The sequence below is a fragment of the Streptomyces sp. SP18BB07 genome (assembly GCF_036322545.1).
Lineage (GTDB): Bacteria > Actinomycetota > Actinomycetes > Streptomycetales > Streptomycetaceae > Streptomyces > Streptomyces deccanensis.
In genome coordinates this window covers 526,272-550,120 of record NZ_JAQYWT010000370.1, presented here as the reverse complement: position 1 = coordinate 550,120, position 23,849 = coordinate 526,272, and the positions used below count along the sequence as shown (strand labels likewise).

General features: G+C 71.8%; 16 protein-coding genes. 7 read left to right on the top strand and 9 right to left on the bottom strand.

The genetic code is table 11. The features are described 5' to 3' along the window. Nucleotides 1-90 precede the first annotated feature (90 nt). Nucleotides 91-1,284 (top strand): polysaccharide pyruvyl transferase family protein, encoded by a 1,194-nt coding sequence (locus PUR53_RS47865; protein WP_329912609.1) that lies wholly within the window; start codon nucleotides 91-93, stop codon nucleotides 1,282-1,284. Between the two features lie 220 nt (nucleotides 1,285-1,504). On the opposite strand, the gene PUR53_RS47860 is transcribed toward PUR53_RS47865, so the two are convergent. Further along, entirely contained in the window at nucleotides 1,505-3,445 is a 1,941-nt protein-coding gene (locus PUR53_RS47860) for an amylo-alpha-1,6-glucosidase (protein ID WP_329899373.1), read from the bottom strand. Further along, the gene (locus tag PUR53_RS47855; RefSeq protein WP_443078210.1) at nucleotides 3,442-4,950 is read right to left on the bottom strand and encodes an MGH1-like glycoside hydrolase domain-containing protein; all 1,509 of its coding nucleotides are present in this window, start codon (nucleotides 4,948-4,950) and stop codon (nucleotides 3,442-3,444) included. Before PUR53_RS47855 ends, PUR53_RS47860 begins: the two co-directional genes overlap by 4 nt. A 167-nt stretch (nucleotides 4,951-5,117) precedes the next feature. Between PUR53_RS47855 and PUR53_RS47850 the strand changes: the two genes are divergently transcribed. From PUR53_RS47850 to PUR53_RS47830, 5 genes are all read left to right on the top strand, one after another. Continuing rightward, nucleotides 5,118-6,338, top strand: a complete 1,221-nt coding sequence (locus PUR53_RS47850) for an ROK family protein (RefSeq protein WP_329899372.1) — start codon at nucleotides 5,118-5,120, stop codon at nucleotides 6,336-6,338. Nucleotides 6,339-6,744: 406 nt separating this feature from the next. After that, nucleotides 6,745-9,492 (top strand): pyruvate, phosphate dikinase, encoded by a 2,748-nt coding sequence (gene ppdK, locus PUR53_RS47845; RefSeq protein WP_443078209.1) that lies wholly within the window; start codon nucleotides 6,745-6,747, stop codon nucleotides 9,490-9,492. A gap of 284 nt (nucleotides 9,493-9,776) precedes the next feature. After that, nucleotides 9,777-10,196: a hypothetical protein gene (locus PUR53_RS47840; protein WP_329899370.1), complete on the top strand. Its 420-nt coding sequence runs from the start codon at nucleotides 9,777-9,779 to the stop codon at nucleotides 10,194-10,196. Between the two features lie 59 nt (nucleotides 10,197-10,255). Next, the gene (locus PUR53_RS47835) at nucleotides 10,256-10,948 is read left to right on the top strand and encodes an ABC transporter ATP-binding protein (protein WP_443078214.1); all 693 of its coding nucleotides are present in this window, start codon (nucleotides 10,256-10,258) and stop codon (nucleotides 10,946-10,948) included. Continuing rightward, the gene (locus PUR53_RS47830) at nucleotides 10,945-13,245 is read left to right on the top strand and encodes an FtsX-like permease family protein (protein ID WP_329899369.1); all 2,301 of its coding nucleotides are present in this window, start codon (nucleotides 10,945-10,947) and stop codon (nucleotides 13,243-13,245) included. Before PUR53_RS47835 ends, PUR53_RS47830 begins: the two co-directional genes overlap by 4 nt. A gap of 107 nt (nucleotides 13,246-13,352) precedes the next feature. Here PUR53_RS47830 and PUR53_RS47825 read toward each other — a convergent pair whose 3' ends face one another. Together PUR53_RS47825 and PUR53_RS47820 are read right to left on the bottom strand one after the other, a co-directional pair. Then, nucleotides 13,353-14,291 (bottom strand): sigma-70 family RNA polymerase sigma factor, encoded by a 939-nt coding sequence (locus PUR53_RS47825; RefSeq protein WP_329899368.1) that lies wholly within the window; start codon nucleotides 14,289-14,291, stop codon nucleotides 13,353-13,355. Between the two features lie 166 nt (nucleotides 14,292-14,457). Further along, complete coding sequence (locus tag PUR53_RS47820; RefSeq protein ID WP_329899367.1) at nucleotides 14,458-15,654, bottom strand: NAD(P)/FAD-dependent oxidoreductase; 1,197 nt, start codon at nucleotides 15,652-15,654, stop codon at nucleotides 14,458-14,460. Between the two features lie 221 nt (nucleotides 15,655-15,875). On the opposite strand from PUR53_RS47820, the gene PUR53_RS47815 reads away from it, so the two are divergent. Then, complete coding sequence (locus PUR53_RS47815; protein WP_329899366.1) at nucleotides 15,876-16,229, top strand: hypothetical protein; 354 nt, start codon at nucleotides 15,876-15,878, stop codon at nucleotides 16,227-16,229. A 56-nt stretch (nucleotides 16,230-16,285) separates the two neighbouring features. On the opposite strand, the gene PUR53_RS47810 is transcribed toward PUR53_RS47815, so the two are convergent. The 5 genes from PUR53_RS47810 to PUR53_RS48470 form a co-directional block, all read right to left on the bottom strand. Next, nucleotides 16,286-17,773 carry a condensation domain-containing protein gene (locus tag PUR53_RS47810; protein WP_329912608.1) on the bottom strand — a complete coding sequence of 496 codons (1,488 nt, stop codon included), beginning with the start codon at nucleotides 17,771-17,773 and terminating at the stop codon, nucleotides 16,286-16,288. A 135-nt stretch (nucleotides 17,774-17,908) separates the two neighbouring features. After that, nucleotides 17,909-19,243 (bottom strand): glycosyltransferase, encoded by a 1,335-nt coding sequence (locus PUR53_RS47805; RefSeq protein WP_329912607.1) that lies wholly within the window; start codon nucleotides 19,241-19,243, stop codon nucleotides 17,909-17,911. 83 nt (nucleotides 19,244-19,326) lie between these two features. Next, nucleotides 19,327-20,487, bottom strand: a complete 1,161-nt coding sequence (locus tag PUR53_RS47800) for an alkaline phosphatase PhoX (protein ID WP_329899363.1) — start codon at nucleotides 20,485-20,487, stop codon at nucleotides 19,327-19,329. A 175-nt stretch (nucleotides 20,488-20,662) separates the two neighbouring features. Continuing rightward, nucleotides 20,663-22,306 (bottom strand): sensor histidine kinase, encoded by a 1,644-nt coding sequence (locus tag PUR53_RS47795; protein ID WP_329912606.1) that lies wholly within the window; start codon nucleotides 22,304-22,306, stop codon nucleotides 20,663-20,665. Next, a complete protein-coding gene (locus PUR53_RS48470) occupies nucleotides 22,303-23,811 on the bottom strand; it encodes a winged helix-turn-helix domain-containing protein (RefSeq protein ID WP_443080452.1) in 1,509 nt (502 codons plus the stop codon). The genes PUR53_RS47795 and PUR53_RS48470 overlap by 4 nt, the downstream gene beginning before the upstream one ends. Nucleotides 23,812-23,849: the final 38 nt, after the last annotated feature.

Genomic DNA, 23,849 nt, shown 5'->3' with positions numbered 1-23,849 from the left:
AACTGCCCGTTCTGTCGGTGTTCCGGTCGTTGTGCGGCCGGTTTCCGTCATCTCGGAATGGGTGGGGAAATGTCCGGGTAGCGCCTTTTGGTGTGCGGAGCGAACGAGACACCGAAGAAGCCGGCCAGGGCAGCGTCGAAGCGGCCCTCGCGCAAACCGACGGCCCCGCCGACGCCCCGGCCGACAGCCCGGCCGTGCGAACCGCCGCGGCCCCCCGCCCCGCACACCCCGCCCCCGCCCTACGTCCCCCACTGCGCCCATCACGTCTCGTACGTCCTGACCGTCCTGGACCGGCTGGTCCCGGCCGGCACCCGCTGCGCGCTCATCGGGGCCCCGCTCAGCTCCAACGTCGGTGACAGCGCGATCTGGCTCGGCCAGCGCGCCCTGCTCGGCGCGCTCGGCGCCGAGGTGCGCTACGCCTGCGACCTGATGTCGTACGACGCCGGGCGGTTGGCGGCCTGTCTCCCGGAGGGCCCGATCATGCTGACGGGGGGCGGCACCCTCGGTGACCTGTGGGAGGACAGCCAACTCCTGCGGGAACAGGTGCTGCGTGACTTCCCGGACCGCCGGATCGTCCAACTGCCCCAGTCCGTGTACTTCACGGACCACGCCAACCTCACCCGGGCCCGCCGCGTCTTCGACGCCCACCCCGACCTCACGCTGCTCCTGCGCGACCGGCACAGCCTGCACCGCTGCCGCACCGTCTTCGAGGCCCCCTCGCTGCTCGCCCCCGACCTGGCCTTCGCCGTACCGAGGGACGCGCTCACCGGTGGCACGGTCGCGCACGACGTGGTCTGGCTGGCCAGGGAGGACAAGGAATCGGCGAAGGGCCCACCGGCCGGGCGGGGCGCGGCCCGCGAGGGGCGCGGCGGCCCGTACGTCTTCGACTGGACCCGGGAGGGCGACGACACCGACTGGCGGCGGGCCAAGGAAGCGCTGTGGCGGAGCCGGGCCCGTGCGCTGTGCCGAGCCGGCTCGGGCGACCCGTCCGGCGCCGCCCCCGCCCTCCTCGCCGCCTACGACGGCCTCGCCCTCCTCCAACTGGCGCGCGGCTGCCGCCTGTTGACCGCCGGCCGGGTCGCCGTCACCGACCGCCTCCACGGCCACGTCCTCGCCCTTCTCCTGGGCCTGCCCCACGTCCTGGTCGCCGACCGCTACGGCAAGGCCCGCAGCTACTGGGACACCTGGACGACCCACCGCCCCCCGACAACGGAATGGGCCTGGACGGAAACAGAGGCGAGGCGCACAGCGGAACGCCTACTGGAGACCGTCCGGGCCGCGTAAGGGGCGATGGAAGGCCGCGGCGGGGCGTTGGGGCGGCCGGGTTCGGGTTCGGGTGCGGGGGCTGGGGGGTCGGACGCCCGGCTCTCCGGCCCGAAAGGCAAGGGGCGCAGCCCCTGCCTTTCAGGGGCGCGGGGAACTGCGCGAGAAGCCCCACGCACCCGCACCCGCCCACGAACCCCCGCCCCAACGGCGCCTAGGCACCCCACCCCCCGACGGCGTCCTACGCGCCCCCCACCGCCGTCAACAACGCCAACGGCGCCGCCGCGGACCGCGACTCCCGCACGCACGCGTGCGGATACGGCACCGGCGCCGGATGCGTGTCCCTCCCGTACCCGGCCAACACCTCCGGCAGCCGATGCCCGGCCGCCGACGCCGCGTCCACCATGCCGGAGGCCACCGCCCGCGCCTCGTCGTGCAGCCCGTACCGCGCGAGCCCCAGCGTGATCAGCGCGTTGTCGTGCGGCCACACCGATCCCCGGTGGTACGACAGCGGGTGGTACGCCGGCTGCCCGGCGGCCAGCGTCCGCACCCCCCACCCGGAGAAGAAGTCCGGCTCCAGCAACCGCCGCCCCACCACCTTCCCGTACTCCTTGTCCAGCAGCCCCGACCACAGCAGATGCCCCGCGTCCGAGGCGAGCGCGTCGACCTGCCCGCCCTCCGCGTCCAACGCCAGCGCGGGGAAACCGTGTCCGGGCATCCAGAAGTCCCGCTGGAACCGGTCGCGCAGATCACCCGCGGCCTGCTCCAGGAGCGCCGCGTACACCTCGTCCTCCCACACCGTGCGGGCCAGCACGGCGGTACGACGCAGCGCGTCGTACGCGTAGCCCTGCGCGCCCGCCGCCATCACCGGCCCGGCGACGGGCCGGCTGCCGTCGGCGGAGCAGATCGCGCCGGGGGAGTCCTTCCAGTTCTGGTTGGCGAGGCCGCCCTGGTCGGCGCGGTAGACGAGATAGCCGCGCGAGGTGAGGCCGCCGTGGTCGAGCATCCAGCCGATCGCGGCCCGCGCGTGGGGTTCGAGACGGCGGGCCAGGGTGACGTCCCCGGTCTGCTCGACGTACGTGCCGAGCAGGACGAGGAAGAGCGGGGTCGCGTCCACCGAGCCGTAGTAGCGGCCGTACGGGACCTGCCTGAAGTGCGCCAGCTCACCGTGACGCATCTCGTGCACGATCTTGCCGGGCTGGGCCACCGAGTCGGCGGCGACCTCGGTCGCCTGGGCGGCGGCGAGCGCGAGCAGCGTGGCGGCGGCCGGCTCCGGCCGGTAGGGGAGCGTGAAGAGTGAGGTCAGCAGGGCGTCCCGGCCCAGGAGGGTGAGGAACCAGGGCGCCCCGGCGGCGGGCACCCGGAGCGTCTCGCCGTCCGGACCAGTCGCCGGGACCTGGAGCGCGGCGAGATCGGCGAGGCCGCGCGCACACGCGGCGGCCAGCTCGGGCCAGCCGGTGGGGAAGGCCACGCCCTCCACGAACTCGTCCTCCGCCGCGCGCAGTTGTTCGTGCACGGCGGCCGGGGAACGCGGCACCCGCAGGGCCCGGCGGTCGCCGTGCGTCCGTGCCATCACCCGGCAGGTCAGTTCCGCCGAGCCGTGCGGCGCGACATCGAGGGCCCAGACGAGCCGCCGCGCGCCCGTCCCGGTCTCCTCCACACCGTCCGGCGCGGGCTCGGCCGTCACCGTCGTGCAGGACCGCCACTCGCCGCGCCGGTAGCTGAACTCCACCCCGTCGTCGAGGACTTCACGCCTCCTGATGACGCCGCTCTTGGCGTACGTACGGAAGTCGGAGCGCAACTCGAACTGGTCGGTGAAGTCGGCGTCGACGGTGAGGGCGATCCGGACCGTCGACGCCACCGGCCGGTTGCTGGTGACGCGCAGCGTCTCCACGAACGCGCTGTCGGAGACGGCCTGTTCACGGAAGAGCGTGTACGCGGGCGGCTCCCGGCGGCCGCCCCGGGGCACGAGCACACAGCGCGCGACGTCGCCGTCCGCGACCGGTGTCAGCGTCTCGGGAACCGCGCCGTCGACGGTCAGCTGCCACCGGCTCAGATGCCGGGCGTCCCGGACGAACAGCCCGTCCGGTGAACTGCCGCCCCGCACCCCGCTGATGTCGCCGCCGTCGCTCACGGCGGCGAACGTCCCGCCGCGCACGAGCAGGTGATGCCGGTCCGTCATCCCCGGTCCCCTCCCTGGTCACTCATGCCGAACTTGGCCTCGTTGGTGTCGTGGTGCCGTACGTGGTGCCGCTCCCGGCCGTGGTGCCGCTCCCGGGTGGGCGGGTGACCGTGGTCGTCCCGATGCAGCAGGTCGAGGGTGAGTGCGGCCGTCCAGCCGAAACCGACCGCACCGCACGCCTCACCGGTGTACGGGTCCACGTACTCGGCGAACCCGGACGCCGTCGCCGTCTCCAGCAACGCCCTCCGCAGCGCGTCGGCCCGCCCCGGCTCCCCGTGCAGCCTGAGCCCCCGCTCCAGCATCCAGTTGGTGTTGAACCAGGCGGGGCCGCGCCAGTAGCGGTGCGGATCGAAGGCCTCGCCGGTCAGGTCGTACGACGGGACGAGCAGGGTGGTGTCGCCGAGCCCGAAGTGCGGGCCGTGCACCGTGCGGACGAGGGCGGCGGCGATGTCCCGGGGCAGCCCCGGGAGCAGGAGGGGGATCAGACCGGAGACACCGCGCTCGGGCAGGAGGGTGCCGGTGGTGACGTCCCGGCAGAGGAACATGCCCTCCGCCGGGTCCCACAGCCGCTCCACCAGGGCCGCCGTCAGCCGTTCGGCGCGCGCGTGCCGGGCCGTCCCCGACGCGCCCAACTCCTTCGCGATCCGGGCGAGGGCGTACTCGGAGGCGATGAGCAGCGCGTTGAACGCCGGATCCTCGACGGCGAACTCCCCCGCCCCGGCTCCGCTCTCCCTGCCCGGCCGATCCCGGTATCCCGCGTCCCGGTAGTCCGCCGCCAGTCGCACGTACCGCCCGTAGTCCAGATCCGTCGGCCGGTCCTCGGCCGCTCCGTGGTCGAGGTCGGCACGCCGGAAGGAACGGGCCGGGGCCGGGGTGATCCGGGCGAGGGGCGCGTCCCAGGAGGGGCTGTTGTCCATGCCCTGCTCCCAGGGGTGGACGACCGAGGCCAGTCCGCCGCCGCCCAGGTCCCGGCGGTCCAGCAGATAGCGGTGCCAGGCGGCCAGCCCCGGATAGACCCGGGCCAGGAAGCCACGCGCCCGCGACAGCTCCGGATCGGCCAGGTGCACCAGCCACGCCGCCAGCGCGTGCACCGGCGGCTGCACGATGCCCGAGGTCTCGGTCGTGCGCGGGGCACCGGCGGCGCGTCCCGCGGTCGAGGAGCGCCAGAAGTCGGGGCTCGGGAAGTACGCGTCCAGCGGCACCGAGGGGTTGAAGACGATGTGCGGGATCCGCCCGTCCCCCCACCGCGCGGCGAGCAGCGTCTCCAGCTCGGTCTGCGCCCGCAGCGGCGACAGATGCCGCAGGCCGATCGCGATGAACGCCGAGTCCCACGACCACTGGTGCGGATACAGCGTGCGCGACGGCACGGTGGACCGGCCCGTCCAGTTGGCCGCCAGCACCTCGGCCGCCGCGCGGTGCGTCGAACCGGCCGGATCGTATACGTCGACCCCGGCGCGGATTCTCGTGCCGGGCCGACGGGCGGTGAGCTGGGTTGTGCGGTTCACGCGGGGCTCCCTGAGGAGAAGGTGCCGACCGGTTCGGCGGTAGCTACCGTAGGGTTACGTCTACTTAACACGCAAAACTCAATATGTAATGCAGAGTTGGTGAACGCAAGAGGGTGAGCGGGAACGGATTCTTCTGAGGCCGCGACAATGGCGGCACCGAGGACGACATGAGCGGAAGGGCCGTGAAGGTGGGCAGTCACGCCGGCGCAGGAGATCTGCTGGAGCTGGTCCGCAGCGGCCGGGCCACCACCCGTGGCGCGCTCCAGCAGGCCACAGGGCTCTCCCGGGCGACCGTCGGCCAGCGCCTGGACCGGCTCTTCCGCGCGGGCTGGCTCCGCGAGGGCGCCGGCGGCCCCGTCGACTCGCCGCTCGGCGGCCGCCCCTCCATCACCCTGGAGTTCGACGACGAGCACGCGGTCGTCCTCGTCGCCGACCTCGACACCCGCCACGCCCGCGCCGCCGTTCTCTCCCTCACGGGCGAGATCCAGGCCGAGCACACCGGCACCCTGGTCATCGAGGAGGGCCCCGACGCCGTACTGGACGAACTCGGCCGCTGGTTCGCCGAGTTGCTGGAGAAGGCGGGCCGCCCGGCCGACGCGGTCTGCGGCATCGGCCTCGCGGTCCCCGGCCCGGTCGACATCGACACCGGCCGTGTCGTCCAGCCGCCGATCATGCCCGGCTGGGACGGCTACGACATAAGGGGCCGCCTGGCCCGCGCCTTCACCGACCACGCGTCCGGGCCCGCCGGGACACCGGTCCTCGTCGACAACGACGCCAACCTCATGGCGTACGGGGAGCAGCGCGCGGCATACGCCGACTGCTCGGCGTTCGCGCTGGTCAAGGTCTCCACGGGCATCGGCGCCGGAGTCGTGGTCGGCGGCTCGATATACCGGGGGATCGACGGCGGCGCCGGCGACATCGGCCACATCCGGGTCCCGGAGGGCGCCGAGGCGCTGTGCAAGTGCGGCTCGTACGGCTGTCTGGCGGCGGTCGCGAGCGGCGGCGCGGTGGCCCGACGGCTGGCGGAGGCCGGGGTTCCGGCGGCGTCCGGCTCAGATGTGCGGGATCTGCTGGTCGCCGGTCACCCGGGGGCGACGGCGCTCGCGCGGGAGGCGGGCCGGGCCGTGGGGGACGTCCTGGCGACGGTGGTGACCCTGCTGAACCCGGGCGTCCTGATGATCGCCGGCGATTTGGCCGGAACCCCCTTCCTCACCGGCGTCCGTGAACTGCTCTACCAGCGTGCCCTGCCCCGCTCCACGGCAAATCTGGACGTGGTGACCTCGAAGCTGGGGGAGCGGGCGGGGCTGGTGGGAGCGGGTGCACTGGTCGTCGAGCATCTGTACGCGCCGGAGCGGGCCGAGCAGCGGCTGGTCGCGCTGGGGGTGTGACGGGGGTGTTTCCGTCCCGTGGAGCGGTCCGCATGGTGAAACCGGGCCCCTTCGAACGGCGTGATTCTCGCCACCTCTGATAGAGGCTGCGCTCAGATGAGCGAATCGTGGGCGGCTCTGCGACTTCAAAGGGTGGCACTCGGTGCCACCCTTTGATCGTTCATCGAGCGAACTCAGGCGTGCCGAATGCTGCTCATGTGAGCAGAATGGCGGCCAGGTGGGGCTGGCCGCCTTCAAGAAGTGAACACATATCGGCTCCGTTCCTTGCCAAGCCTTGACTTTCGATCTCCTGGCGGACGGGTGGTTACAGGCGCATGACGCGCAAGTGGACGTACCCAGGTGCCTTCGATCTGGGTATGTTCCTCGCCGTCAGGGCAGCCACCGCGTCCTCAAGGAGTTGGGACCTGTGTCGGAAAACAAAGATCCCCACGTAGGCCACGTAGCTCAGAGTGTTGAGGGCGTGAAGTTTGTTTATGACTTCACCGAAGGCAACAAGGACCTCAAGGACCTCCTCGGCGGCAAGGGTGCGAACCTCGCCGAGATGACCAACCTCGGTCTCCCCGTGCCTCCCGGCTTCACCATCACCACCGAGGCCTGCAAGGTCTACCTCGACAGCGGCGACGAGCCCGCGGCACTGCGTGACGAGGTCACCGCCCACCTCGTGGCCCTCGAGGAGAAGATGGGCAAGAAGCTCGGCCAGGCCGACGACCCGCTCCTCGTCTCGGTCCGCTCCGGCGCGAAGTTCTCGATGCCCGGAATGATGGACACGGTCCTCAACATCGGCCTCTCCGACAAGTCGGTCCAGGGCCTGGCCAAGCAGGCCGGCGACGACCGCTTCGCCTGGGACTCCTACCGCCGCCTCATCCAGATGTTCGGCAAGACGGTGCTCGGCGTCGACGGCGACCTCTTCGAGGAGGCGCTGGAGGCGGCGAAGACGGCCAAGAAGGTCACGGTCGACACCGAGCTGGAGGCGGCCGACCTCAAGAAGCTCGTCACCAAGTTCAAGAAGATCGTCAAGACCGAGGCCGGCCGGGACTTCCCGCAGGACCCGCGCGAGCAGATGGACCTCGCCATCCACGCCGTCTTCGACTCCTGGAACACCGACCGCGCCAAGCTCTACCGCCGCCAGGAGCGCATCCCCGGCGACCTCGGCACGGCGGTCAACGTCTGTTCGATGGTCTTCGGCAACCTGGGCCCCGACTCCGGCACCGGCGTCGCCTTCACCCGCGACCCCGCCTCCGGCCACCAGGGCGTCTACGGCGACTACCTGCAGAACGCCCAGGGCGAGGACGTGGTCGCGGGCATCCGCAACACCGTCCCGCTGGCGGAGCTGGAGTCGATCGACAAGAAGTCGTACGACCAGCTGATGCAGATCATGGAGACCCTGGAGAACCACTACAAGGATCTCTGCGACATCGAGTTCACCATCGAGCGCGGCCAGCTGTGGATGCTGCAGACGCGGGTGGGCAAGCGCACGGCAGGCGCGGCCTTCCGTATCGCGACCCAGCTGGTGGACCAGGGTCTGATCGACGAGGCGGAGGCCCTCCAGCGGGTCACGGGCGCCCAGCTCGCGCAGCTGATGTTCCCCCGCTTCGACGAGGACGCGAAGGTCGCGCAGGTGGGCCGCGGCATCGCCGCCTCCCCGGGCGCGGCGGTCGGCAAGGCCGTCTTCGACTCGTACACGGCCGTGAAGTGGTCGCGTTCGGGCGAGAAGGTCATCCTGGTCCGCCGCGAGACCAACCCCGACGACCTCGACGGCATGATCGCGGCCGAGGGCATCCTGACCTCGCGCGGCGGCAAGACCTCCCACGCGGCCGTGGTCGCGCGCGGCATGGGCAAGACGTGCGTGTGCGGCGCGGAGGAGCTGGAGGTCGACACCAAGCGCCGCCGGATGACGGTGCCGGGCGGCCACGTGGTGGAGGAGGGCGACCTGATCTCCATCGACGGCTCGTCCGGCAAGGTCTACCTGGGCGAGGTCCCGGTCGTGCCGTCCCCCGTCGTGGAGTACTTCGAGGGCCGGATGCACGCGGGTGCCCAGGACGCCGACGAACTGGTCGAGGCGGTCCACCGCATCATGGCCTTCGCCGACCGCAAGCGCCGGCTGCGGGTGCGCGCCAACGCCGACAACGCCGAGGACGCGCTGCGCGCCCGTCGCTTCGGCGCCCAGGGCATCGGCCTGTGCCGTACGGAGCACATGTTCCTCGGCGACCGCCGTGAGCTGGTCGAACGCCTGATCCTGGCCGACACGGAGGTGGAGCGCGAGGAGTCCCTGAAGGCCCTGCTGCCGCTCCAGAAGCAGGACTTCGTGGAGCTGTTCTCCGCGATGGACGGCCTCCCGGTGACGGTCCGCCTCCTCGACCCGCCGCTGCACGAGTTCCTCCCCGACATCACGGAACTCTCGGTCCGCGTGGCCCTGGCGGAGTCCCGCCAGGAGCCCCACGAGAACGAGCTGCGCCTGCTCCAGGCCGTCCACCGCCTGCACGAGCAGAACCCGATGCTGGGCCTGCGCGGTGTACGCCTCGGCCTGGTGATCCCCGGCCTGTTCACGATGCAGGTCCGCGCCATCGCGGAGGCGGCCGCCGAGCGCAAGAACGCCAAGGGCGACCCGCGCGCCGAGATCATGATCCCCCTCGTCGGCACGGTCCAGGAGCTGGAGATCGTCCGCGAGGAGGCCGACGCGGTGATCGCGGAGGTCGAGGCGGCGACGGGGGTGTCGCTGAAGCTGTCGATCGGCACGATGATCGAACTGCCACGCGCCGCGCTCACGGCCGGTCAGATCGCGGAGGCGGCGGAGTTCTTCTCCTTCGGCACGAACGACCTGACGCAGACGGTGTGGGGCTTCAGCCGCGACGACGTCGAGGCGTCCTTCTTCACGGCGTACCTGGAGAAGGGCATCTTCGGGGTCAGCCCGTTCGAGACGATCGACAAGGACGGCGTGGGCTCCCTGGTGAAGCTGGCGGCGGAGGCGGGCCGTGCGACCCGCCCCGACCTCAAGCTCGGCGTCTGCGGCGAGCACGGCGGTGACCCGGAGTCGGTCCACTTCTTCCACGAGGTCGGCCTCGACTACGTCTCCTGTTCCCCGTTCCGCATCCCCGTGGCCCGCCTGGAGGCGGGGCGCGCGGCGTCGCAGTCGACGGGGAGCGACCACCGGTAGCCTCCGGCTCCCACCAGCCCCGGAACCGCCGCTCGTCCCCGACCGACCCTCACCGATGGGCGGCGGCTCCGGCCCACGAAAGAAGGCGGCACCCCGTGCGGGGGGTGCCGCCTTCTGTGTTTTGGGGCTTGGGGCTTGGGGTTTTGGGTGGTTGCGCTCCGTGTGCTTCAAGATCACCTGTTTCGGTGGCGGTTGGGTAGATCGATCGTTTCTGTGTGAAGTTGGGGCGTTACAGTCCGTGATGATCGGTGGCGACTGGGCTACTGGTGATCGCGGAGGTGCGCATGAAGAAGGCAATGGCCGGGGTGGTGGCGGCCGGGCTGATCCTCACAGGGGCGGGTGCCGCGCTGGCGGCGCAGAAGGGGAGCATCCCGACGCTCAGGTCGACCGGCGTCCAATTCTCGAAGGGAGTGTACGAGTTCAATCCCCCCGGTACCGACCACGGTTCCTTCGAGTGGACCGGCGATCTCAAGGACGCGGAGCCGGAGGACGGCCACAACGTGTACGTGCAGGTCCGGGTCGAAGGGCACGGCTGGGCCCGGTACTACGGAAAGCAGGGGAGGACGGTGGAGATGCGCCACTCCGACTGGAGCGGCGCGCAGCAGTACACGGACGACGCGAAACTCCGGGCGTGCCGGGACCGTGGCTCGCTGCGGCCGGACAACTGCTCACCCACCCGCAGCTTCTCGTACACGCTGCGCTGAACCCACCCGGCACCCGCGGCCCAGGCGTCAACCGCCTGGGCTCGTGCTCTTCTTAGGGGATTGAGATCAAGACGTCAGAAGTCCTGCTCGCCAAGGGTGTCGACCTTTTCTACGGTGAGACTCCCGCAGTCAAGAACGCCGACATCGCCCTGAGCCGGGGGGAGGTCGCGGCGATCACCGGACAGAGCGGTTCGGGGAAGTCCTCCCTGCTGTACTGCTTGGCCGGAGTGTTGCCCGTGGCCCGGGGCGAAGTCCGCTTCGAGGGGCGCTCCCTCGGCGGTCTCGACGACGAGGCCCTCAGCAAGCTGCGCCGGGAACGGTTCGGGTTCGTCTTCCAATACGGCGAACTCCTGCCCGAGTTGACGGTGGAGGAGAACACGGCGCTGCCCCTGCGGCTCGCCGGACAGCGCAAGAAGGAGGCCTTCGCCGCAGCCGGAGAGGTGCTGGGCCGGCTCGGCCTCGCGGACCTGCGGGAGCGCCGGCCCTCACAGGTGTCCGGAGGGCAGAGCCAGCGCATCGCGGTGGCCCGTGCCCTGGTGCACCGCCCCGCCGTGGTCTTCGCCGACGAACCGACCGGATCACTGGACAGCGCCAACGCCACGGCCGTGCTCGACGAGTTCCTGACCCTCGCCCGTTCGCAAGGGACGGCGGTGGTGCTGGTGACGCACGACTCCGAGGTAGCGGCCCGCGCGGACAGCCGCTACACGATGTGCGACGGCGTTCTCTCGGCTCAGGTGAGGGAGGTGTCGTGAGGGAACTCGCCCTGGGGCTAAGGCTGTTGATGGGGGCCGGGAGGGGGAGCCGGGTGCGCTTCCTGCTCATGGTCGTGGGCAGCGCAGTCGGAGTGAGCTGCCTGGCCGTCGTTCTCACGATCCCCGGGATTCTGGCCGCACAGGACGCGCGGAAGGCGGCGCGTCAACCGGGGTGCGCCATGGACCCCCACCGTTACGCCTGTGCCGCCTCCGCACGCGACTCCTACGGGGTGGTCCGGACGGACCCCTACGGTTCGGAACCGCTCACCCGGGTCTTTCTGGCCCGGGGGAGCGAACCGCTCGAGCCGCCGCCGGGTCTGCGGGACATCCCCGCTCCGGGCGAGTTGTACGTCTCGCCCCGGCTGAGCGAGGTACTGCGGCGGGAGTCCCACCTGAGGCAACTTCTGCCAGGTGCGGAGCGAGGGATCATCGGCCCCCGGGGGCTGGCTCACCCCGACGAGTTGTACGCGTACATCGGATCCCGCAAGGACGAGTTGGCAGTGGACAGCGAGTCCGTCGCCTTCTTCGGCAATGAGTACGCCGACTCGCCCACCGTGGAACCGTCGACTCTCGACATCGTTCGCTTCACCCTCGCGGGGGTCGTCCTCCTGCCCCTGGCGGTCTTTCTCTCCGTGTGCGCCCGGCTCTCCGCGGCCGCTCGCACCCGCCGGCTGGCCGCGCTTCGGCTGCTGGGTCTGAGCAGGAAGGGCACCCAAAGAGTCAACGCTGCCGAGACCGTGGCGGCGGCCTTCCTGGGGTCCGTGCTGGGATTGGGCGTCTACGGCATCGCCAACCAGCTCATCTCGCGCGTGGGGGTGCCGGGCTTCAAGTGGTACCCCTCCGACGGAGCGCTCTCCTTGTCCACCGCCCTCGTCTGTCTCGTCGGCTGTCCCGCACTCGCGTGGTTCGTGGGCCGGGCGAGCGCGAGGAAAGCGGCAGCCGAGCCACTGGCCGTCCGGCGCGGTGCGGTGGAGAGGGCGCCCGGGAAATGGGGGCTGCTTCCGCTGGTCCCGGGGCTTGGCATCGTCCTCGGGTACTGCGTGGCTGGTGCTACGGGTCACGCTCCCCGCGACACCGACCTCTCCTCGATCCTCATGCCCCTCGCCGTGCTCCTGGTCGGCACCGGGCTCGTGATGCTGCTGCCGGTCTTCTCACGGAGCCTCGCCCGAAGAGCTGCCCGCTCCACCCACTCGATCTCCCTCGGCCTGGCCATGCGGCGCAACGAGGTAGAACCCGGGGGCGCGCTCCGGGTGGCCACCGGACTCGTGGTCCTGGTCTTCGCGGCGTCGCTGGTGCAGGGAGTGTTGATCGAACTCGACCAGGTCAGCAAGAACACCTTGCCCATCCAGCAGTACAACGTCCCCCTCGAAGGAGTCACCGAAGAGAAGCAACGGGCCCTGCAGGACGTGAAGGGTGTACGCGCGCATGCCCTGGTCCTGGGGTCCCGCACGAACACCGACGTCGACCATGTGGTGCCGAGCATCTACGCCGTGGTGGCCACCTGCGACCATCTGCGCGGAATCCTGCCGAGGATCGACAGATGCGTGGACGACCGCCCCGTACGCCTCTGGGATCCGACGCAGGTCTACGAAGAGGACAGCAAGCCGGGCGCGAGCTTCCTCTTCGACATGCGGAGAGGGAACGACCGGCGGGCCGTGAGCGTGGAGGTGCCGCGAGAGACCGTGAGGTTCAGCGGCTATTCGGGCTGGCCGATCTTCAGCAGCGGAGACGTGCTCCTGCCGCCCTCGGCCCTGCCGGAGGGCTTCCGCCCGGACCGGGCCACCCTCCACCTCTACAGCAGCTCCGCCCCCGAAACCGTCCGTGCCGTGCTCGATGGCATCGGGGGCGTGGATCCCACCACCGAGGTCGGTACGCCGGGGGTGGTGGTCACGTCGTTGCAGCAGATCACCGTGGTGAAGAGTCTGTTGGGCATCGGGATGGTGCTGGGGCTCGTCATCGGTGTCGCCGCCTACCTCGTCGCCGCCACGGACCGGGCCGTCGAGCGGAAGCCCCAGGTCACCGCCCTGTCGCTGCTGGGGGCGCGGCCCCGTACGCTGCGGGCCGTCCAAGTCGCCCAGGTCGTCGTGCCGTTGGCCGTCGGCCTGGCCCTCGCCGTCGTGCTGGGCAAGCTCGCCGAGTCCAGCTACCTCGTGACCGGCGGCGGCGCCGTCTACTGGGACGGCGCCGGCATCCCCCTGCTGCTCGCCTGCGCACTCGGCGCGGTCGCCGTCGCCGCGCTCGGCGCCCTGCCGCTCGTCGGACGCCGTATCGACCCGGAACTGATCCGGCGGGATTGAGCCAGCGAAGGGTCACCGAAGGCTAGAGGCAGGCGGCGTCATCGACAGAGGCGCCGCCTGCCGCTGTTCCCGCGCCGACCCAGGTCACAGCGTCCCGCCGCTCTCCCTCACCACGCGCTCACGACCGGCGCCCCCGGCTCGTGCCGCTGCCAGGCCTCGTTCAGGCGGCCGAGGCGGTCCGCCGCGGCGATGCCCCGCAGGGCCGCCACCTTGCCGTCCGCTACATCGAACGCCACGGCCCCCACGACCCGGCCCTCGACCACCGCGACGACGGCCGGCGAGCCGTTGACCGTCGCGATGTGCATCACCGGGGACCCGCCTGCCATCCGCCGCTTCGCCGCGGTCGGCTTGAAGCCGGCCCGCACGAGGGACGCGATGCGCTCCGGCGTCCTGTACCGCAGCAGCCGCCTGGCCAGCCCGGCCCCGTCCGAGACCGCGGTCGCGTCGGCGGTGAGCAGCGCCACCAGCCGTTCGGTGCGCCCCGACGTGGCCGCCGCGAGGAACTCCTCGACGACCTTGCGCGCGGACGCGGGATCCACCGCCTCGCCACCGCGACGCTCGGCGGCGACCCGGCGCCGAGCCCGGTGCACATGCTGCTGGCTCGCGGACTCGGTGATGTCGAGGATCCCGGCGATCTCGGCGTGGGGGTACGAGAAGGCCTCGCGCAGGACATAGGCGGCTCGCTCCACCGGCGAGAGGCGTTCCATCAGGGTCAGCACGGCCAGGGACACCGATTCGCGCTGTTCGAAGGTCTCGGCGGGGCCCAGCATCGGGTCGCCCTCGAGGAGCGGCTCGGGCAACCAGTCTCCGACCGCGCGCTCGTGGCGGGCATGCGCCGAGCGGAGCCGGTCCAGGCAGAGATGGGTGACGACCTTGGTCAGCCAGGCTTCCGGCACCTGGATCTGGTCCCGGTCCGCGGCCTGCCAGCGCAGGAACGTGTCCTGCACGGCATCCTCGGCGTCGGCCGCCGAGCCGAGCAGACGGTACGCGAGCGAGGCCAGCCGTCCCCGGCCGGCCTCGAATCGGTCGATGGCTGCGGTGTCCATACACACGACCCTATGCGGCGGTCTTCACAACAGCGCCATCACCAGCAGTGCCTTCACCGCAGTGCCTTCACCGCAGTGCCGTCACAACTGGGCCGTCACAACTGGGTCTTCACAACTGGGTCTTCACAACTGGGTCTTCACGCCGTGGGGTTCGCACCAGCGGCCTTCACCTTGTCCCCGCCACGGCCACACCACTCCGGTCGGGCACGGCGGCCAGCCGTCGCCCTCGCTTCGGTATGCCGAAGGTCGGGTGGGCGATGCTCAGAGCGGCCCCCCTGAGGACGCCCGCCTTGAGTCGGGCGGCGGTTCGGCCGCCCAGGTACCAGGACTTCGACCTGGCCTCCCCGTCCACCATCTGGAAGATCGCGTCCCGCTGCCCGAGGCTGATGTGGTTGCCGACGTACTTCAGCCCGACCGTCGGGACCTCACGGCCGGTCAGGCGCGCGATGATCGCGGCGGTCGCCTGCATGTTGGTGTAGCCGGCCGAGGCGCAGGACATCGGCAGCGGCCGGCCGTTGTCGCCGATCGCGTAGGCGCTGTCGCCGGCGGCGTAGATGTCCGGGTGCGACACCGAGCGCATGGTGCGGTCGACGACCAGCTGGCCCGTCTCGGCGACCCGCAGGCCGGCGGCGGCCGCGATGGGGTGCACGGCGAATCCGGCCGACCAGACGGTCACGTCGGCCGCGAGGGACGTACCGTCGGCGCTGATCGCCCGTGTCGGCTCGACGGCGGTGACGTCGGTGTGCTCGTGGACGGTGACGCCCAGCCGGTCGAAGGCCCGGCGCAGGTGTCGGCGGGCCTTGGGGCTCAGCCAGGCGCCCAGCTCACCACGGGCGGCGAGCGCGACCGAGAGGTCGGGCCGGGACTCGGCGAACTCGGTGGCGGTCTCGATGCCGGTCAGCCCCTCGCCGACGACCAGGACGGTGCCGCCCGCGTCCAGTTCGGCCAGGCGCTCCCGCAGCCGTACCGCCGAGGCCCTGCCGGTCACGTCGTAGGCGTGCTCGGCCACCCCGGGCACGCCGTGGTCGGCGACGGAGCTGCCGAGCGCGTAGAGCAGGGTGTCGTAGGTGAGCCGGCCGTCCCCGGTCTCGCCCGTCACGGCGACCGTCCCGCTCTCGGGGTCGATGCCGGTGACGCGCGCCACGCGCAGCCGCACCCCGGTGCCCGCGAACACGTCGGTGAGCGGGCGGGGCGTGAGGTCCCGTCCGCTCGCGAACTGGTGGAGCCGCATCCGCTCGACGAAGTCGGGTACGGCGTTGACGACGGTGATCTCGGTGTCGGCGGGGGAGAGCCGACGGGCCAGGTTCCCGGCGGCGAAGGTTCCGGCGTATCCGGCGCCGAGAACGACGATGCGGTGCTTCATGGCGATGCTCCTGTCTCGTTCGCGTGCCTCCTGAACGAGATGGCGCCCCGGTTGCTGACAGAAGTCGGGTGTGACGTGGGTCACAGGGATAGGTGGGTCGCTGAGCCTCCGGGACGGCCGGCGCGGGCCGTATTTCCCGTGCCTCTCCCACCCGCGTGTCGGTAGTGTCGCCGCCCGGCGTGCCGAACCGCGGGCGCCGGGTTCGGAGAGTGGTGCGTTCCGTGAGCGGGCAGCGAGAGACGACGACCCTGTGGCGGCCGACCGGCCCCGTGGAGTTGGGGTTGGTGCGGGAAGCGGGATGGCGGGCCTGGCCGCCCCGGCTTCCTGAGCAGCCGATCTTCTACCCGGTGCTCGACGAGGAGTACGCCGTCAAGATCGCTCGGGACTGGAACGTGAAGCACGACGGGGCGGGGTACGTCACGCGGTTCGAGGTCGAGACGGAGTTCCTGCGGCGGTACCCGGTGCGGCAGGCCGGCGGGAGGACGATTCTCGAGCTCTGGGTGCCGGCGGAGGAACTGGAGGAGTTCAACGCGCACATCGTGGGCGAGATCGAGGTCGTGCACGAGTTCGCGTGAGGGGCGGCGGCAGGGCGAAGGGCCGGCCGCCGCCCCTCGATGTGGTGCCGCGGCGGTCAGCTCCGCACAGCCGGCCTCTCCCGGGACGGGCGCGGGATGGGGACCGGCACGCTGTCCCGTTCGCCCGCGATCTCCCGGAGGACCCGTAGGAGTTCGTCGTGGAGGGCGTCGCCGATCTCGTGTGCCTGGGGTGTGTCGACGTGCAGCATGTTGACGTGGAGGCCGGTCGCGGTGCGGTGGAACCAGTGGCTGATGCCGTTGCCGCGGGCCGCCCAGACGTGCAACATCGGCTTCCACAGCGGGTGTCGGGGGCCACCGGGGGTCCTGCGGAAGTCGATGTAGGAGAAGAAGTTCACCGGGTGCGGCCAGTGGTGCAGCGCGAAGCTCTCCGGGGCCAGCAACTCCCACGCCCGTACGAAGGGGACGTCGGTGTGCCGCTGCAGCTCGCCGTACGCCGCGCGGGCCCGCGCGATGGTGGTGGCGTGGTCCGTGCCGCCCTCACCCACCCGGAACTCGATCGGCATCGTGTTCACGAACCAGCCGACGGAGTGCTGCCACGGGTTCGGCGCCGCTCCGTTCCGCCCCTCGTCCGTCCGTTCGCTGATGGGGAGCAGGCCCCGGTAGACCCCCGGCCCCCCGAAACGGTGCTGGGCCGTCGCCGCCGCGGCCAGTACGGCGGTGAAGACGCTGCCGCCCGAGGCGCGGGCGCCCGCCGCCAGGGCTTCGGTTCGGTGCGGGTCGAGGAGGGGGTACGCCCGGTTCGCCAAGGGGTACAGGTCACCCTCCGGTACGCCCAGGTCGAAGGGGAACCTGGGGAAGAGGCCGCCGTTGCCGCGGATGAAGTCCTTCCAGTAGCGCAGGCGGTCGTCGTCGGGGCCGAGTGAGGCGTAGCGACGCCGCTGGTCGTCGGCGAAGGTCAAGTAGCTGGCAGCGGGCGGGAGTTCCGGGGTGCGTCCGGCCGAGAGGGCGGCGTACGAGCTCTGGAGTTCGTTCACGACGACGGGCATGGACAGGCCGTCGCACACGATGTGGTCGAAGCAGAGGTAGACCGTCGCGCTGTTCTCGCGGACCACCGCGCCCATCAGGAACAGCGGCCAGGAGAGCGTGTCGATGCTCTTGAACGTCTTGTCGAGGTGGATGTGCAGATCGTCCCCGCTGTGGAAGTGGCCGACCACGTCCGCCTCCAGGGCGATGGAGTCGGGCGCCAGCGCCGTGCAGTTGAGGTCACCGGCCAGACGCCGGAACCGGCTGCGGAGCACCTCGTGGCGCCGTACGAGGAGCAGGAGCGCCCCTTCGAGGGCCGCGGTGTCCGGTCGGCCCGCGATCTCGAAGGTGACCGTGATCGAACTGGCGATCCCGTCGCTCGTACTCCGGGTCGCCTCGGACGACGAATGGTGCTTGTCCTGATTGAACGAGGCCGATGTGCACGGGGCCGATTCGGTGGGGGAATTCTGTCCGTCGTGGGGGGAGTGCCTCGTGTGCAGGGACCAGGAGATGACGGTCCCGGGCTCGATGGTGACGTCGGAGAAAGGGATTTGCAGCACTCGGGGGCTTTCTGTTCATGACTTGTGGGGGGAAGTCGAGGGGGAAGTCGAGGGGAATTGACTGAGTGGGGAGAGGACAGGGATCGGACTGAATGGGGAGAGGACGGGATCGGACTGAATGGGGAGAGGACGGGATCACCTGACATGGCCCAGTAGGGAATTCACCGCCGCGTCGACACCGTCCTCGGCCCGGACGAGGCCTGCGATCTCATCCGCCCGGTGGGCCAGGTGGCGGTCCGTCACCGCCGTGCTGATCGCCTCCGCGAGCCGGGGCGCGGTGAGGGCGTGGGCGGTGAGGGGAGCGGGGGCGACGCCCAGAGCTCGCATCCGGGCGGACCAGTGGGTCTGGTCGCCCATGTGGGGGCAGAGGACCTGGGGGCGGCCCGCGGCGAGGGCGGCTCCTACCGTCCCCGGGCCGCCGTGGTGGACGATCGCGGCCGTACGCGGGAAGAGCCAGTCGTGCGGGGCCTGTTCGATCATCAGGATGTTCGACGGCAGCGGGGCGGAGTTCCTGGTCGGCGCGCCGATGCCGCCCCAGCCGGTCGCGACGACGGCCCGTACGCCGGTGCGGCGGACCGCCTCCGTGACCAGCGCGTGGTTCCGGCGGGCCCGGGTGCCGGTCATGCTGCCGAAGCCGATGTACACGGGGGGCGGGCCCTCGTCCAGGAACCGGCTCAGCGCCCTGGGCGGCGTCCAGTCGGGGCGCGCCGGCAGATACCAGAACCCCGTGGTGCGTACGGACGCGCCCCACGCCGGGTCGACCGGGGTGATGTGCCGGCTGAACGGCTGGAACACCGGGCGCCGTCGGCCCTCGGGGTCCCGCAGCCACTGCCACGCACCGGGCCGGCGTGGCGCCAGCCCCAGTTCGCCCGTCCGCCAGCGTTCCACCTCGGGCGACCGCTGGGCCGCCGCGACCACGGCGTACGTGCTCCGGTTCAGGAAGCGCGGCACCCGGGGGAGCGGCAGCAGCGGGCAGGGGAACGCGTCGGTGGGGATCCAGCCCGGTTGGAGCGCCACGACGACGGCGGGCACGCCCAGTATGTCGGCGACGTGCTGGACGGGGAACGCCGCCGAATGCACCACCGCCGCCACGTCACCGTGGTCGTGCGCGATGGCCGCCACGTCCCTCAGTGGGGCGATCATCAGGTGTTTCAGCCGGGCGACGGTCCGCGCGGCCGCGATCTTCCCCCGCATCCCCATCAGGCCGCCGTCGATGATCCGCCGGGTCGCCGTCTCGTCGAGGATCCGGGTCGGTCCGTCGTCGATCGCGGCGAAATCGACGCCGTACGCGGCCGCTTCGGGAGCGTATGCGGAAGGTGCCGCCAATAACGGCTGATGGCCGTGGCGACGCAGCGCCACGGCCAATGCGAGAAAGGGTTGTACATCCCCGCGAGTACCGCATGCAGCCAGAAGAACCTTGCGCGGACGGGCGCCGACTCCGAAGCTCTCCGGCCCCGATTCATTGGGCATGACCACGCGCTGAACCTAGCAGAAGGAAAATCGAACAAGTCTGGGATGACAATGAGTTCGATATTTCTTTCCGCGGTTTGCGTTTATGCGGACCGGAAAGGACCCGTCACCTCGTACGTGATCCCGCCCGACGAACTGCCGCTGGTCCCGCGCTGGCTGGAGAAGTAGAGGCGGCGGCCGTCGGGGGAGAAGGCGGGGCCGGTGATCTCGGAGGCGGACTGGCCTTCGACGCGGAGGAAGGGGGAGATGGTGTCGTTCGGGGTGATGAGGCAGATCTCCATGGAGCCGCCGTCCTCGGCGACGTAGAGGTCGCCCGAGGAGGTACCTGTCACGTTGTCGACGCCGGTGAGCGGGGCCGTTCCGCCGGTGACCAGCGAGTCGTCGTAGGCGAGTTCGATGGTCTGGGCGGCGGCGTCGTACTGCCAGACGCGGTTGTCGCCCTTCGTCGTGAACCAGCAGGTGTTGTCGGCGTAGTAGCACCCCTCGCCGCCGTTGAAGCGCTTGGCGCCGGACACCTGGTTGCGGGTGGCGGTGGCACCGGTGGGGTCCGGGACCCGGGACCAGGTCACCGGCCCGCTGGTGCCGCTGCCGGCCACCAGGACCTCCAGCGTGCCCGACGACAGGTTGCCCCAGGTCGTGGGCCGGAAGCGGTAGAAGCAGCCGTCGGTGACGTCCTCGGTCATGTAGACGACGCCCCGGGTGGGGTCGGCGGCCGCCGCCTCGTGCTTGAAACGGCCCATCGCGTCCCGGCGGACCGCCGCCTTCGCACCCCACGGGTCCGTCTCGTAGACGTAGCCCCGGTCGACCTCCTCGCAGGACAGCCAGGTGTTCCAGGGCGTCTGCCCGCCGGCGCAGTTCTGCCGGGTGCCGGACAGGATGCGGTACGCCGACGTCACCGCGCCCGTCGACGAGAATCGCACCGCGCTCGCGCCCCCGGACGGGTTGATCTCCGAGTTGGAGACATAGATCCACCCGCTGCCGTCCGCGTAACAGGCGCCGCCGTCGGGGGCGTTGTGCCAGGTGTACGCCGTCCCGGGAACGGTCTGGCCGGAACGGGCGATCACCCGGCTGGTGAAGCCGCTCGGCAGCCGGATGCCGTTGGCGTCCGCCGAGCCGAGCGCCCCGTACGGGCCGGGACCGGGCTGGGCCGGCGCGGCGTACGCGGCGCCGCGCCACAGGGTGCCGCCGAAAGCGGTCGATGTGCCGCCGAGTACGGCCGCGCGGAGGAGAGTACGACGTTCCACAGTCGCTCCAAGGTGTGCCTTGACCGGCCCGCCGCACGGTCGGCGGCGGGGTCGCGCGCTGATGGAACTTAGGGGAGCAGTGTTGACAGGGCATGGACAATTCATGACGTCGTGGCGGACAGGGCCCCGACGAGGGCGCGAGGGGACCGCGACAGGGGCGCGGGGCGGCGTCCGCTCATGCCGGCAACGGCGGGGCCTCACGGCGCCGTTGCCCCGGCCGGCCCCCGAACCCGTGGCCGTGGCCGTGACCGTGGGCCGGTCCCGGCGGTTCGGCTGAAGGCAGGCGGACAACCGCGTCCAGGCCGCCCGTGGCCGCCTCCCGCAGCGTCACCTCGCCCCCACTGGCGTGGGCGAGCCGCTGGACGAGGGAGAGGCCGAGCCCGGTGCCGCCCTTGGGTGCGCCGGGGGCGCGCCAGAAGCGGTCGAACGCGCGGGTGCGTTGCTCGGGCGTCATACCGGGGCCCTCGTCGGTGACATGCAGGTCGACCCAGCTGGGCCGGGCGTCGCGCAGTGCCCGGCGAGCGGGGACGAGGAGCCGTAGCTCCATGGTGACCGTGCTGCCGACGGGGGAGGCGCGCAGGGCGTTGGAGAGGAGGTTGTCGAGGATCTGCTCCACGGCTCCGGGGACGGCTGTCACCGGGCCCACCACACCGGCGAAGAGGACCAGGGAAACCCCCTCGCGTTCGAACAACGGCCCCCACGTACGGTGCCGCTCCGCGCAGATCGCCCCCAGGTCGACCGGGGCGGGGACGGCCGCCGACTCCTCCAGCCGGGCCATCGCCAGCAGCCCCTCGACCATCCGGGCCAGCCGGTCGGTCTCGGTGACGGCCGCGTCGAGGCTGGGCCGGGCGCGCCGGGCGATGTCCGGTTCCAGGTTCTCCAGCCGCAGCCGCAGGGCCGCCAGCGGGGTCTTCAGCTGGTGCGAGGCCTCGCCGGCGAACGCCCGCTGGGAGGCCAGCAGATGTTCGAGGCGGGCCGCGGTCGTGTTGAAGGCCGCCGCGAGACTCCGCACCTCCGGCGGGCCGGAGGTGACCACCACACTGGTCGCCCTGCCGCCCTCGGCCAACCGGTGCGTGGCCTCCTCCAACTGCCGGATGGGGCGCCCCGTCCAGCGCGCGAACGCGAACGCCACGGCGGCGACGCCGGTGAGCACGGCGAGCCCGACCACCGCCAGCAGCAGCCACACCGCGAACACCCGAGCGTGCACCATCGTGGTCGGCAGCGTGATCCGCACGGCGCCCTGCGCGGGGGCGGCCGATGCCGTGTCCGAGCCGGTCGTCGTGAGGGGGCCGGTGTACGAGACCGCGGCGGTCCCCGTGTCGCTTTCCGCGCCCGAGCCGGGCTCGCCTTCCGTGCCCGAGCCCGAGTCGCCTTCCGTGCCCGCGTCGGGGTCCGCTGTCGCGTGGCCCACCGGGGCCGCCACGGACAGGTAGTGGACGCCGCCGGTCGTCGTCGTACGGACGTCCGTGGTGGCGCGGCCCCGGAGCGCGGACGAGATCTCGGGGAGGGAGGAGAGGGATTCTTTCTCCTCGTCGGACAAGGAGTGGGAGGAGGCCAGCAGTTCACCGTCCGCGTCGACGATGACGACCTTGCCGCCGATGCGCTCCGCGCAGTGTCTGGCCCGTTCGGCGAGTTCGTCCGGACGGCGGGCGGAGAGCGACAGCGCGGCGAACGCGGCGACCGACTCGGCCTCGTCGTTAGCGGAGTTGACGATCCGCTCGCGCTCGGCCCGGGAGTAGACGAAGCCCAGCGGGATCTCCAGGCCGAGCAGGACCAGGGCGGCGAGGCTGAGGTAACTCAGCAGCAGACGCCGGGTCATGACGCCCTCGCCTCCGGCGTGCGATGCCTCCCCGGTCCCTGCCCCGGCGTGCGCACGGCGAGCCGGAAGCCCACGCCGCGCAGGGTCTGGATCCACGCCGGGTCGCCCAACTTGCGGCGCAGCGTGGCGACATGGACGTCCAGTGTCTTGGTGGGGCCCTGATAGTGGTCGTCCCAGACCCGGTTGAGGATCTGCTGCCGGGAGTAGACGGCCCCGGGATCCTCGGTGAGCAGCGCCAGCAGCTCGAACTCCTTCGGCGTCAGCGCGACGGGAACCTCGCCCACCCACACCTGCCGGGTTCGCCGGTCCACGACGAGCGGACCGGGGGGCGGGGCCGACCCGTCGCCGGCCGCCGTGGTGCCGGACGGGGCACGGGGTTCGGGCGGGGCCTGCTCGTACATGGGGGGTTCGTAGGCCGGGGGCTCGTAGGCCGGGCTGCCGTACGCCGGGGTGCCGTACGCCGGGGCGCTCGCGGCGGATGCCCCGGGCGCGGGGCTTCCGAAGACGGGGGTGTGGTGCGGCGGGTCGGCGTACGTGGGTGTCCCGTGCGCCGGGGTTTCGTACGGGGCCGACCAGTCGTACTCGGCTCCAGCGCCGACACTCGCTGCTCGACCGCCGGTCCCCGTGGCGTCGACCTCCGTACCCGCCGCGTCGACACCGGCTCCCCGGCGACCGTCCCCGATGCCCGAGCGACCCGCGCCGTCGCCTCCGACGCGGCCCGAGTCCTCGCCCGCGAAAGCGTCGCCCGGCCGATAGCGGTCCTCCGCCCGGTAGCGGTCCTCCGCCCCGAAGTCACCGCCGGCCGAGAAGTCGCTGCCGGCCCCGAAACGACTTCCGGCCCGGTCCCTGCCCCCGGTCGCCGACTCCCGCCGACCTGAGGCCTCCGGCGCCGACTCCGATGCGGACGCCGCCCAGGCGCCGTACGCCGAACTCCCGCCCAGGGTCCCGCCCAGGGCGTCGAACTCGGCCGCCTCACCAGCCCTAGCCCCAGCCCCAGCCACGGACCCAAGCCCAAAGCCGTTCCCAAAGCCGTCCCCAAATCCGGCCCGGACTCCAGCCGTCCCCTCGGCGGCGGTCGCCCTCCCGACCTCGGCCAGGACGACCCCGGCCACCACTTCGCCCGCGCCTCCGTCGCCTCCGTTGCCCGGGCGTTGGTGGCGGCGCGACACCGCCCGTATCCGGGCGACCAGCTCGCGGATGCTGAATGGTTTCGCCAGGTAGTCGTCGGCGCCGAGTTCGAGGCCCAGCACACGGTCGGCCTCCTCGCCGCGCGCGCTGAGGATGATGATCGGGACGTCGGAGGTCCGGCGGATCCCGCGGCAGACGTCGATGCCGTCCATGTCGGGCAGGCCGAGGTCGAGCAGGACGACATCGCCGTGCGGACCTCTCAACCCGTCCGCGCCGGTCGCCACGTGGTGGACCGTCAGGCCGAAGTGCCGCAGCCCGTCGGCGAGCGGTTCGGCGATCGTCTCGTCGTCCTCGATGAGCAGCACTCGTACGCCCATGGCCGCCTGTCTCTCCAGAAAGTCGGGACAACACGAGA

Excerpts from the sequence above, each read along its gene's own strand:
- PUR53_RS47860 (WP_329899373.1), bottom strand. The coding sequence starts at position 3,445 with ATGACGGACCGGCATCACCTGCTCGTGCGCGGCGGGACGTTCGCCGCC.
- PUR53_RS47850 (WP_329899372.1), top strand. The coding sequence starts at position 5,118 with ATGAGCGGAAGGGCCGTGAAGGTGGGCAGTCACGCCGGCGCAGGAGAT.
- PUR53_RS47840 (WP_329899370.1), top strand. The coding sequence starts at position 9,777 with ATGAAGAAGGCAATGGCCGGGGTGGTGGCGGCCGGGCTGATCCTCACA.
- PUR53_RS47825 (WP_329899368.1), bottom strand. The coding sequence starts at position 14,291 with ATGGACACCGCAGCCATCGACCGATTCGAGGCCGGCCGGGGACGGCTG.
- PUR53_RS47820 (WP_329899367.1), bottom strand. The coding sequence starts at position 15,654 with ATGAAGCACCGCATCGTCGTTCTCGGCGCCGGATACGCCGGAACCTTC.
- PUR53_RS47805 (WP_329912607.1), bottom strand. The coding sequence starts at position 19,243 with ATGCCCAATGAATCGGGGCCGGAGAGCTTCGGAGTCGGCGCCCGTCCG.
- PUR53_RS47795 (WP_329912606.1), bottom strand. The coding sequence starts at position 22,306 with ATGACCCGGCGTCTGCTGCTGAGTTACCTCAGCCTCGCCGCCCTGGTC.
- PUR53_RS48470 (WP_443080452.1), bottom strand. The coding sequence starts at position 23,811 with ATGGGCGTACGAGTGCTGCTCATCGAGGACGACGAGACGATCGCCGAA.